5 protein-coding genes are annotated in these 12152 nt (G+C 75.1%); 1 reads left to right on the top strand and 4 read right to left on the bottom strand.

Annotation, left to right across the window (positions count from 1 at the left end; translation table 11 throughout):
- Window positions 1-5: 5 nt before the first annotated feature.
- The 3 genes from OG624_RS26560 to OG624_RS26550 form a co-directional block, all read right to left on the bottom strand.
- The gene (locus OG624_RS26560) at window positions 6-3896 is read right to left on the bottom strand and encodes a UvrD-helicase domain-containing protein (protein ID WP_371639918.1); all 3891 of its coding nucleotides are present in this window, start codon (window positions 3894-3896) and stop codon (window positions 6-8) included.
- Between the two features lie 84 nt (window positions 3897-3980).
- A complete protein-coding gene (locus OG624_RS26555) occupies window positions 3981-7493 on the bottom strand; it encodes an ATP-dependent helicase (RefSeq protein ID WP_371640877.1) in 3513 nt (1170 codons plus the stop codon).
- 201 nt (window positions 7494-7694) lie between these two features.
- Window positions 7695-8057, bottom strand: a complete 363-nt coding sequence (locus OG624_RS26550) for an MGMT family protein (RefSeq protein ID WP_033218574.1) — start codon at window positions 8055-8057, stop codon at window positions 7695-7697.
- Between the two features lie 167 nt (window positions 8058-8224).
- On the opposite strand from OG624_RS26550, the gene OG624_RS26545 reads away from it, so the two are divergent.
- Entirely contained in the window at window positions 8225-11122 is a 2898-nt protein-coding gene (locus OG624_RS26545) for a lysylphosphatidylglycerol synthase transmembrane domain-containing protein (RefSeq protein ID WP_078909180.1), read from the top strand.
- Between the two features lie 153 nt (window positions 11123-11275).
- Here OG624_RS26545 and OG624_RS26540 read toward each other — a convergent pair whose 3' ends face one another.
- Complete coding sequence (locus tag OG624_RS26540) at window positions 11276-12010, bottom strand: VOC family protein (RefSeq protein WP_033218569.1); 735 nt, start codon at window positions 12008-12010, stop codon at window positions 11276-11278.
- Window positions 12011-12152 lie beyond the last annotated feature (142 nt).

The following is a 12152-nucleotide window of genomic DNA, read 5'->3' as shown; positions in this document are numbered from 1 at the left end:
CGAGCCTAGCTGTCCGCCTGATGGTCACCGTCCGGGTCCGATTCGCCTTGGAGGATCCGCTCAAGGCGGGCTCGGTCCGGGAGGTTGCGGGGGCGGATCACGCGCCCGCTGCGGACGTGCAGGAAGGCGGCGGTGACCCGGTCGAGGGGGGTGTTCGTGGCCTCGGCCCAGGCCACGCGGTAGACCGCGAGCTGGAGCGGGTCGGCCTCGGTGGTGCGGCCGGTCTTCCAGTCGACGATCTCGTACGAGCCGTCCGGGTTCTTGTAGACGGCGTCGATCCGGCCGCGCACGACCCGGCCGGCGAGGGTGAGCTGGACCGGGGCCTCCATGCGGTGGGGCGGCCGGTCCGCGTACGGGCTGCGCTCGAAGGCGGCCTTGAGGGAGTCGAGGTCGGCCTCGTCGGCGATCTCCTGGTCGGAGCCTGCGCCGGGGAGGTCGGCGACGGGGTCGAGGACGTCGAGGAACGGCAGGGGCAGCTCGTCGAACCGGGACTCCACCCAGGCGTGGAACCGGGTGCCCTGGCGGGCGGCGGGCTGCGGGGGGCGCGGCATGGGGCGGGCGAGGTCGCGTACGAAGCCCTGCTCGTCGGCGGCGAGCCGGAGCAGCTGGCTGGCGGACAGGGCGGAGGGCAGCTCGACGTCCCGGACGGCCGCGCGGGCACGGCGCAGCTCGCCCTCCAGGGCGTCGAGATCCCGGTCCCAGGAGGCGACGGCGCGGGCCTCTTCGGGAACCAGGTCGCCGCCGTGCCTCCCGGCGGGGTGTGCGGGGTCGGCGGGCACTGCCGTGCCGGGCCGCCTTCCGGCAACGGAACGTGTGGCGGCCGCGGGCGGGGCCGCCTCGGCCGCCCAGAGATCCTCGTCGGGCGCGGCGGAGGCCCAGAGGTCGGCCTCCGGCCAGAGGTCGTCGTCCTGCGGGCCGGGCACGACGGCGCCGGGTCGCCTCCCGGCGGTGGTCCCACCCGAGGTGGCCCCGTGGGGAGCCCGCGCGGTCGCGCCGTCCCCGGGCAGGGCTTCGCCCCAGGCCTCGCCGGCCCAGGGGTCGTCGAAGTCGGGTCCGGCCACGTCGGCCGCGTCGGCGGGGCGCGGTGCGGACGGGATGCCGTGCCCCGGGCGTGCCCAGGCGTCGCCCGCCCAGGGGTCGTCGAAGGCCGGACCGGCGGGCCGGGTGCCGTCGGCGGAAGGACCCGAGGGCCGGGTGCCGGCCGGAGGCGCGCCGGGGTCGTCCACTCGGCCCGTGGGTCGGGTGCCGGGGGCCGGGGCGGTGGGCTCCGGCACCCGGGCGTCGGACTCGGGGGGCCAGGTGTCCTCGGTCGGGGGTGGCTCCCAGGGGTCTTCGGCCGGCCACGGCTCCTCGCAGTCCGGGGGCCAGAGGTAGGGCTCCTCCTCCGGGGGCGGGGCCGCGAGGTAGGACTCCACCAGGGCGGCGGCCGCGCGGCGCAGGGTCAGGGAGTACGGGTCGAGCGGGAGGGGCCAGGAGTGGTCCGGGGCGGACTCGCCGGACAGGGCCGGGTTCTCGGCGGTGGGGTCGGGCTCGTCCGCCCAGGCCTCGATCTCGCCGAAACCGGCCGCGCAGTGCTCGTACAGGGCTTCCAGGAACGCCGACGGGCCGCGGCGCTTCTTCTGGCTCGGCCCCCACCAGTGGCCCGAGGCCAGCAGCAGGGAGCGCGGCCGGGTGAAGGTCACGTAGCCGAGGCGGAGCTCCTCCACCGCCTTGTGGTCCTTGAGCGCGGCCTTGAAGGCCTTCAGGCCCGCCGAGGTCCAGGCCGGGTCCCCGGGCAGGGTGGGGGCGTCGCCGCGCAGCGCGTACGGGAGGACCTTCGCGTACGAGGTCCAGGCCTCCGGCGGCTTCTCCTTCGGGAAGGCGCCCGCGCACAGGTCGGGGACCACCACCACGTCCCACTCCAGGCCCTTGGACTTGTGGGCGGTGAGCACCTTGACCGTGTTCTCGCCGCCCGGCAGTGCGTGGTCCAGGCCCTTCTCGTACTGGGCGGCCGTGCGCAGGAACGCCAGGAAGGCCAGCAGCGTGGCCTCGCCGTCCAGGGCGGCGAAACCGGCCGCGACGTCCATGAAGTTCGACAGCGTCTCGCGGCGGCGGGCCGCGAGCGCGTGCGGGGAGGCCGACAGCTCCACCTCCAGGCCGGTGGCGGTCAGCACCCGGTGCAGGACGTCCATCAGCGGGTCGGCGAGCGAGCGCCGCAGGTCGCGCAGTTCCTGGGCGAGGTGCGCGAAGCGGACCCGGGCCTCCGCCGAGAAGGGGAGGTCGTCCGGGGCCTGTCCGGCGCCGTCGAGGAAGGTCTCCAGGGCGTCGGCCAGCGACACGATCTCCGCCGGGTCCACGCCCTCCACGGCCGCCGCGAGCCGTTCGTCCGGGTCGGCCTCGGCGGGCGCGCGGCCCACCAGGAGCCGCGCCCGGCGGCCCAGCAGGGCCAGGTCGCGCGCGCCGATCCGCCAGCGCGGGCCGATCAGGAGGCGGACGAGGGAGGCGTTGGCGCCCGGGTCCTGGAGGACCTCGCAGACGGCGACGAGGTCGGCGACCTCGGGCAGGTGCAGCAGCCCGGAGAGGCCGACGACCTCCACGGGCACGTCCCGGTCCACCAGTACGGCCTGGATCTGCGCGAAGTCCCCGGCGGAGCGGCACAGTACGGCGATCTCGCGCGGCTCCGTCCCGGTGCGGACCAGGTGGGCGACGGAGTCGCCGAGCCAGTCGAGCTCCTGCGCGTGGGTCTCCAGCAGGGCGCAGCGGACCTGCCCGGCGGCCTCCGCGCCCGGCGCCGGGCGCAGCGCCTCCACGCCTTCGTGCATGGCGCGCAGCGGGGCGGCGAGGTCGTTCGCCAGGTCGAGCAGGCGGCCGCCGCTGCGCCGGTTCTCGCTGAGGGAGAGCCGGGTGGCGGGCGTTCCGTCGGCGTGCGGGAAGTGCTCCGGGAAGTCGTCGAGGTTGGCGACGGAGGCCCCGCGCCAGCCGTAGATCGCCTGGCAGGGGTCGCCGACGGCGGTCACGGCGTGGCCGGAGCCCGCGCCGAAGAGGCCGGAGAGCAGCAGTCGCTGGGCGACGGAGGTGTCCTGGTACTCGTCGAGGAGGACCACCCGGAACTCCTCCCGCAGCAGCGCCCCCACCTCGGGCCGGGTGGTGGCGAGCTGCGCGGAGAGGGCTATCTGGTCGCTGAAGTCGAAGAGGTCGCGGGAGCGTTTGGCGGCGCGGTAGCGGACGACCAGTTCCAGCAGTTCGAGGCGGCCGCGCACGGCCTCCGGGACCTTGCGGAGGTCCTCGTTGGTGAGCTTGGTGTCGGCGAGCACGCCCAGCAGCTCGGTGTCGTGCAGGCGCAGGTGCTCCGGCTCGACCAGGTGCTCGGAGAGCTCCCCGTCGAGCGCGAGGAGGTCGCCGACCAGGTCGGGGACCGATTTGGTGAGCGAGGGGTACGGGCCGGGGGCCTCGCGCAGCACCTTCGCCGCGAGCTGGAAGCGGGTGGCGTCGGCGAGCAGCCGGGAGCTGGGCTCCAGGCCGATGCGCAGGCCGTGGTCCTTCAGGAGCTGCCCGGCGAAGGCGTGGTAGGTGGAGATGCGGGGCTCGCCGCCGACCGCGTCCGCGTCGGCCGGGGAGGGGTCCGGGTCGGTGATGCCGGCGCGCGCCAGGGCCTTGCGTACGCGCTCGGACAGCTCACCGGCGGCCTTGTTGGTGAAGGTCAGGCCGAGCACCTGCTCGGGCGCGACCGCGCCGGTGCCGACGAGCCAGAAGACACGGGCGGCCATGACGGTGGTCTTGCCGGAGCCGGCGCCCGCGACGACGACCTGGGGGGCGGGCGGGGCGGTGACACAGGCCATCTGCTCGGGCGTGAAAGGGATCCCGAGGAGCTCCTTGAGCTGCTCGGGGTCGGTGAGGGCGGGCGGACGCGCGGGCACCTGAAAAGGCTAGCCGCCCCCACCGACAGCCCCGACCGGACGAACCCGGCCGGGCGACCCTGCCGACCGCTGCGGCCGCCGACCTCACTCGACGGTCTGGCGGCCCTCCGGGCGGGCGCTGCACGAGCTGCGGAAGGAACAGTGGTCGCAGTGGCGGCCGGTCGCGGGCGCGAAGCGTTCGTCCAGGACCCGGCCGGCGGCGGTGGCCAGCAGATCGCCGACCCACTCGCCGTCGAGCGGCTGCTGGGCCTGGATCTTCGGGACCGTGTCGCCGCCCTCCTTCTTGGGCGCGGCCTGGCGGAGCTGGACGAGTTCGGCGCCGCCGGACGCGGGGCGCAGGCCGTCGAAGACCTCGTCGACGGCGCCCTCGCGCACGGCGAGCTGGTACACGGCGAGCTGGGGGTGCCGGTCGACCTCGTCCTTGGTGGGCGCGGATTTGCCGGTCTTGAAGTCGACGACGTACGCACGCCCCTGCGGGTCCGACTCGACCCGGTCCATGGAACCCCGGATGCGGACGGCGACCTCGCCGGCTTCGAGCGTGACGTCGAACTCGTGCTCCGTGGCCACGGCCTCGCGGCCCCCGCGGTCGGTGGTGTGCCAGCGCAGGAAGCGCTCCAGGGCGGCGCGGGCGTTGTCCTTCTCCTGGCGGGACTTCCAGGGGGCGTCGAAGGCGAGGGCGTCCCACACGGAGTCGAGGCGTTCCATGAGGACGGCCAGGTCGGCTGGGGTACGGCCGGAGGCGACCTCGTCGGCGAGGACGTGCACCACGTTGCCGAAGCCCTGGGCGGCGGTGGAGGGGGTGTCGGCCTTGACCTCGCGGCCGAGGAACCACTGGAGGGAGCAGGTGTTGGCGAGCTGCTCCAGGGCGCTGCCGGACAGGGCGACGGGCCGGTCCCGGTCGCGGAGGGGGACGCTGCTACGCGTGGGCTCGTACAGGCCCCACCAGCGCTGCGGGTGCGCGGCGGGGACCAGGGGGCGGTCCTCGTCGTCGGTGAGCGCGGCGAGGCGGGCGAGGCGGCGGGCGGCCGCGTCGCGCAGGGCGGGCGAGGCGTCGGGGTCGACGGTGGTGGCGCGCAGCTCGGCCACGAGCGCGGCGACGGCGAGCGGGCGGCGGGGGCGGCCGGTGACGTCGCGCGGGGGGACGCCGAGCTCGGTGAGGAAGCGGGAGGGCTGGTCGCCGTCGTCGGCGGGGGCCTTGACGGCGGTGACCACGAGGCGTTCGCGGGCGCGGGTGGCGGCGACGTAGAACAGTCGGCGCTCCTCGGCGAGCAGGGCGCCGGGGGTGAGGGGCTCGGCGAGGCCGTCACGGCCGATGCGGTCGGCCTCCAGCAGGGAGCCGCGGCGGCGGAGGTCGGGCCACAGGCCTTCCTGGACGCCGGCGACGACGACGAGGGACCACTCCAGTCCCTTGGAGCGGTGGGCCGTCATCAGCCGGACGGCGTCGGAGCGGGTGACGCGGGCCGTCAACGTGTCGGCGGCGATGTCCTCCGCCTCCAGCTGTTCGAGGAAGTTGAGCGCGCCGCGGCCACCGGTGCGTTCCTCGGCGCGGGCGGCGGTGTCGAAGAGGGCGCAGACCGCGTCGAGGTCACGGTCGGCGTTACGGCCGGCCGCGCCGCCGCGGCGGGCGCTGCGCTCCAGCCGCTGCGGCCAGGGGGTGCCGTCCCAGAGGACCCACAGGGCCTCCTCGGCGGTGCCGCCGCCCTGGAGCAGTTCGCGGGCCTTGCGCAGGAGCAGGCCGAGGCGCTGGGCGCCGCGGGCGTAGGCGGGATCGTGCGCGGTGAGCCGTTCCGGCTCGGCGAGGGCGCGGGCGAGCAGGACGTCGGAGGGCGCGGGCACCTTGACGCCGGCGGCGCGCTCCTCGTCCCGCAGGGCGCGGCCGAGCCGCCGCAGGTCGGCGGCGTCCATCCCGCCGAGGGGGGAGGCGAGCAGGGTGAGGGCGGCCTCGACCGGCTCGCCTCCGACCGGCTCGCCTCCGACCGGCTCGCCTCCGGCGGGGTCGGCCGGGCTCGCGGGGTCAGGTCCCGGGCCCTCCACGACGGCGTCGGGCTCGTCTCCGGCGGGGGATGTTTCCCGCCCACCCACCCCGACAGCGCGAGCGAGCTCGCCGGCCTGGTCGCCTTCGGCGGGGTCGCCGGCACCCGGCTCGGCGTCGGCAGAGCCGGGCTCGACGGCGTCGGGGTCGGCTCCCGAGGGGCCCGCGTCCGGCGTCGCTGCGGCGGCGGAGCCGGTGGGGGGCACGGGGTCCGTAGCCGGTTCGGCCTCGGTGGCCGCGACGCGGAGGGCCGTCAGGAGGGGGGAGACCGCCGGTTCGTGGCGCAGCGGGGTGTCCGCGCCGTCCGTCTCGACCGGGACCCCCGCCGAGATCAGGGCGCGGCGCATCGCCGGTAGGGTGCGGCCGCCCGCGCGGACCAGGACGGCCATGTCCTGCCAGGGCACCCCGTCCTCCAGGTGGGCCCGCCGCAGGATGTCGGCGATGTTGTCCAGCTCGGCGCCCGCCGTCGGGTACGTGAAGACCTCCACCCGGCCGCCGTCCCGCGCCGGCGTGAGATTCCGGTGGGCGCGGACCGCCTCGGCCGGCAGGCGCGGGACCGGCATCCGGGTGGTGAGCAGCCGGGTGGCGGCCAGCAGGGCCGCTCCGGAGCGGCGGCCGACGGTCAGGGCCGCGACCCGCGCGCCGGGGAACGCCGACTCGAAGTCCAGGATGTTGTTGATGTCTGCGCCGCGGAAGGCGTAGATCGACTGGTCCGGGTCGCCGAAGGCGACCAGCGTGCCGCCCGGGCCGGTCAGGGCGCGCAGCAGTCGCAGCTGCGAGGCGTCCGTGTCCTGGTACTCGTCCACGAAGATCGCGTCGTAGGCGGAGGCGAGGGCCGGCGTGCGTTCCGCGAGGAGCACCGCCCGGTGCAGGAGCTCCGCGTAGTCCAGCGTGCCCTGCATGTCGAGGACGTCGAGGTACTCGGAGAGGAAGGCCGCCGCCGCCTTCCAGTCCGGGCGGCCGATGCGGTCGGCGAACGAGGAGAGGGCCTGCGGCCCGAGGCCCAGCTCGCGGGCTCGGGCGAGGACCGCCCGAACCTCGTCGGCGAATCCGCGGGTGGTCAGCGCGGCCCGCAGGTCGTCCGGCCAGCGGATGGAGCGGATCCGGCGCTGGCCCTCCAGGAGGGTGCGGACCATGACGTCCTGCTCGGGGCCGGACAGCAGCCGCAGCGGGTCGGCGAAGAGGTCGGTGTCCTGGTGGGCGCGGACGAGTCCGTAGCAGAAGGAGTGGAAGGTGGTGGCCTGCGGGGCGCGCGCGCCGCCGAGGCGCAGGGCGGCCCGGTCGCGCAGTTCCACCGCCGCCTTGCGGCTGAAGGTGAGGATGAGAATCCGGGCGGGGTCGGTACCCGCTTCCACCCGGGCGGCGACGGCTTCGACCAGCGTGGTCGTCTTCCCGGTGCCCGGTCCGGCGAGGACCAGCAGTGGTCCGCCGGCGTGGTCAACCACCGCCCGCTGCGCTGCGTCCAGCACAGGGGGATCCACCCGTTCCGGCCCGGTGCGCACGAGGCGGTACGCGTCGGGGGTCCGCGTACGCCGCCGTTCGGTGCGGTCCGAGGAAGAGGTGATCACGTGAGGTGCCGGTCCTGGTGGGTCTGCGGGGCGTGGCGGTGGCGGTGCTGCCGTGACGGCTCGGGCGGAAGCCGCCGCGGAAGCCGAAGAGGCAACGCTACGGCAACGGGCCGACGCCGCGCAGTCCCCCCGGGTACCCCGGACGGGCGTTCGGGCCGTCGCCCGATCGCCCGTCCGGGCCTCGCATGGCCGAAGCTGTCAGATGTGAGCCTCGTCGCGTCCGTCGCCCTGTCCGCCGTCCTGTCCGGGGGACCCGTCCCAGCGCGCCCGGCGCATGTCCAGCCGTGGCTCGCCGCCCGCCGTCAGGCGCAGCGGGGTGGCCTCGGTCCGGTAGTGCTCCAGGGCGCGCACCTCGTGTCCGGGCAGCGGCAGGCCGTCCGCCCGCACCACGCGCCACCAGGGCACGGCTCCCCCGTACAAGGCCATGACACGCCCGACTTGGCGCGGTCCTCCTTCGCCGAGCCATTCGGCGACGTCCCCGTATGTCATCACCCGGCCGGGCGGAATACGCTCGGCCACCTCCAGTACGCGCTCCGCGTACGCGGGCAGCTCCTCACTCATTCGGCACATGGTGCAGTACGTCGGCCGCGCTCGGGCGGAGGTCTCGCTTCCGCACCGGCGCGCACCCTGATGCCCCGCCGACCCGTCGGTCCGTGCCACCATCTTCCGGGCGGTGACTGGTGATACGTGATCAAGAAGAGACGGATGTGACGACGAAGGAGCAGGGTGTGAGCCCTCCGGACGGCGCGGCGACCGACGACGGCGCACGCCCTGACGACGGCCGCGCCCCCCGCCCCGAACCCGTCCCCGAGCCCCGTCCGGAGCCCCCGCGCCCCGACGGCGGTGCCGGCCGCACCGGCGAGGCCGCGGCCACCGGGACGACGCCCGCCGGGACGACACCCGCCGGAGCGACGCCCGCCGGGACGACGCCCGCCGAGGCCGAGGCCGGTGACGCGCGGCCCACCAGGGCCAAAGCCACCGGAGCCAAAGCCACCGGAGCCAAGGCCTCCGCGGCCGCGGAGGGCGCGCACGGTCACGCCACCACGGACGCCGACCGGGTCGAGGTCGACGAACCACTGCTCGCCGCCCGCGTGCACCGACCGTCCGACCTCGTACGTCTGCTCGTCGGCATCCTCGGGATCGCCGTCCTCCTCGCGATCGCCGCCTTCGCCCACGGCACCACCGTGGGTCTGGAGGAGGACATCAGCAAGGGCACCGGCCAGGCACCCGCCCTGTTGATCAAGGTCGCCGCCCTGGTCTCCAGCATCGCGGTGCTGCTGCTGCCCGTCGCCTTCGCCATCGAGCGGCTGATCAAACGCGACGGGCTGCGCATCGCCGACGGCGTGCTCGCCGCCGTCCTCGCGCACGGCGTCACCCTCGCCACCGACCTGTGGGTCTCGCAGGCCGCCCCCGACACCATCCAGGACGCCCTGACCCGCCCCGCGGCCGGTGGCACCCTCACCGACCCGGTGCACGGCTACCTCGCGCCCGTCATCGCGTACATGACCGCGGTCGGGATGACCCGCAGACCCCACTGGCGCGTCGCCCTGTGGATGGTCCTGCTGCTCAACGCCTTCGCCATGCTGGTCAACGGCTACACCACCCCCTTCTCGATCATCCTCACGGTGCTGATCGGCTGGAGCGTCGCCTACGGCACCCTGTACGCCGTCGGCTCGCCCAACGTCCGCCCCACCGGTCAGCACCTCCTCGCCGGACTGCGCCGGGTCGGCTTCCAGCCGGTCAGCGCGATGCGCGCCGAGATGCCCGAGGGCCCCGAACCCTCCGAGGCCAACGACCGGGGGCGCCGCTACCACGTGACCCTGGAGGACGGGCCGCCGCTGGACGTCACGATCGTCGACCGCGAGCAGCAGGCCCACGGCTTCTTCTACCGGGTCTGGCGCCGGCTCACCCTGCGCGGCATCACCACCGGGCGCAGCCTGCAGTCGCTGCGCCAGGCGCTGGAGCAGGAGGCGCTCCTCGCCTACGCGGCCATCGCGGCCGGGGCGAACGCGCCGAAGCTGATCGCCACCTCCGAGCTCGGTCCGGACGCGGTGATGCTCGTGTACGAGCACCTGGACGTCCGGGCCCTCGACGCGCTCGCCGACGAGGAGATCACCGACGAGCTGATCCACCACACGTGGGAGCAGGTACAGGCCCTGCAGTCGCGGCGGATCGCGCACCGGCGGCTGACCGGGGACGCCCTTGTGGTGGATCGTTCCGGCAATGTCATCCTCACCGACCTGCGCGGCGGCGAGATCGCCGCGGGCGACCTGGTCCTGCGCATGGACATCGCCCAGCTGCTGACCACGATCGGCCTGCGGGTCGGCGCGGAGCGCGCGGTGGCCTCGGCCGTGTCGGTGCTCGGCCCGGACGCGGTCGCGGACTGTCTGCCGCTGCTGCAGCCGATCGCGCTGAGCCGTTCCACCCGGGCGACGCTGCGCAAGCTGGCCCGGGAGCGGGCGGAGCGGCAGCGGGAGGCCGTACTGGAGTCCTCGCGGGCGGCGAAGGCGGCGCGCGAGGCGGAGTCCGCGGCCTCCGCGACACCGGTCTCCGCCTCGGCCGCCGCCGACCGCAAGGCCGAGAAGAAGGCCCTGGAGGACGCGCTGGACGGGGCCCGCGAGGAGGATCTGCTGACCCAGATCCGCCACCAGGTACTGCTGATCCGCCCGCAGGCCCCGGTGGAGCCGGCCCGGCTGGAGCGGATCCGGCCGCGGACGCTCGTCTCGTTCATCGCGGGCGCCTTCGGTTTGTACTTCCTGCTCACGCAGCTCGCCCACGTGGACTTCGCGACGATCATCTCCGAGGCGGAGTGGGGCTGGGTCGGGGCGGCGCTCGCCTTCTCGGCACTGACCTACTTCGCGGCGGCGATGAGCCTGCTGGGCTTCGTTCCGGAGCGGGTGCCGTTCCTGCGGACCGTGATCGCGCAGGTGGCCGGGTCGTTCGTGAAGCTGGTGGCCCCGGCGGCCGTCGGCGGTGTCGCGCTGAACACCCGGTTCCTCCAGCGGGCGGGGGTCCGGCCGGGGCTGGCGGTCGCGAGCGTGGGCGCCTCCCAGCTGTTCGGGCTGGCCAGCCACATCGTGCTGCTGCTGTCCTTCGGCTATCTGACCGGGACCGAGAAGACGCCGGAGATGACCCCGTCCCGAGCCGTCATCGCGGGTCTGCTGACGGTGGCCGTACTGGTCCTGGTGGTCACGGCCGTCCCGTTCCTGCGGAAATTCGTGGTGACCCGGGTACGGGCGCTGTTCGCGGGCGTGGTGCCGCGCATGCTGGACGTGCTCCAGCGGCCGAAGAAGCTGCTGACCGGCATCGGCGGGATGCTGCTGCTGACCGGCTGCTTCGTGATGTGCCTGGACGCGTCGATCCGCGCCTTCGGGGGCGGCGAGGCCATCAGCTACGCGAGCATCGCCGTGGTGTTCCTGGCGGGCAACGCGCTGGGCTCGGCGGCTCCGACGCCGGGCGGTATGGGCGCGGTGGAGACCACCCTGACCCTCGGTCTGATCGCGGCGGGGCTGGAGAAGGAGGTCGCCTTCTCGGCGGTCCTGCTGTTCCGCCTGATGACGTTCTGGCTGCCGGTCCTGCCGGGGTGGATCTCCTTCAACTTCCTGACCCGCAAGGAAGCCATCTGACCTCCGGCCGGGTCGGCGGATTCGGCTCCGGCCGGCGGATGCGGCACCGGGTCGCCCCCGTACCCGCTACGGCGCTTCGCGCCCGCGCCGGGGGCGCCGGCGGGGCCGGAAGTTCCGGCCGGCGGGGGCGGTGCCGGTTCGAGCGCGCCGCCGCTACCGGGGCATCCGTACGGAGAACTCGTTGCCGTCGGGGTCGAGCATCGGAACGTCCCGGCTCTCGCCCTCGCCGGTGACGGCAGCGGTGTCGGCGCGCCGCGCACCGAGCGCGAGCAGGCGGTCGATCTCCGCCCGCGCGTCGGCGCCGGGGGGGAGCGCCAGCTCCAGGTACAGCCGGTTGCGGCCCGTCTTCGGCGGCACCGGAGGACCACCCCACGTGATCTTCGTCCCGCCGTCCGGCGACTGGACCGCAGTCTCCTGGTCCTGGTCCCAGACCAGCGGCCACCGCAGGGCCTGACTCCAGAAGTAGCCGACCTCCTGTGTTCCGTCGCAGGCCAGCGCGCCGATGACACCGGTGTCGGCGAGGAACTTGTTGCCCGGCTCGATGACGCAGAACTCGTTGCCGTCGGGATCGGCGAGCACCACGTGCCCCTCCTCCGGAAGCTGCCCCACGTCGATGTGCCGGCCGCCGAGTTCCAGTGCCCGGGCCACCGTCCGGCGCTGATCGTCCGGGGATGTGCTGGTCAGGTCGAAGTGGGCCCGATTCTGGCCGGTCTTCGGCTCCTGGCCCGGAACGAAGCGGATGCGGAACCCGGCGGCGTCCGGAGGCAGGATCACGACGTCGCCGTCCGCGCCGTCGGCCGTCTCCCGACCCAAGAGCCCGGCCCAGAACCGCGCGAGGTCCGCGGGCCGGGTCGTGTGGAAGCAGATCGCGAACAGTTGACCGGTCATACCGTGCATCTCCGTTCCGCGGCCGACTCGGCGCGCCGGCCCTCAGGGCGAGCGCAGCCTACGGGTGGCCGCACGGCACCCGCACCCGGGTTTCCCCGCCGCGCTCACCCGGGCTCCCTGCGCCGTCGAGGCGGCCCGGGGC

This window comes from Streptomyces virginiae (genome assembly GCF_041432505.1).
Lineage (GTDB): Bacteria > Actinomycetota > Actinomycetes > Streptomycetales > Streptomycetaceae > Streptomyces > Streptomyces virginiae_A.
The sequence above is the reverse complement of the archived record's forward strand: the minus strand, read 5'-3'. Positions and strand labels throughout refer to the sequence as shown.

Bases quoted from the DNA above. Each gene is read 5' to 3' on its own strand.
- OG624_RS26550 (WP_033218574.1), bottom strand. From the start codon at position 8,057: ATGAGTGAGGAGCTGCCCGCGTACGCGGAGCGCGTACTGGAGGTGGCC.
- OG624_RS26540 (WP_033218569.1), bottom strand. From the start codon at position 12,010: ATGACCGGTCAACTGTTCGCGATCTGCTTCCACACGACCCGGCCCGCG.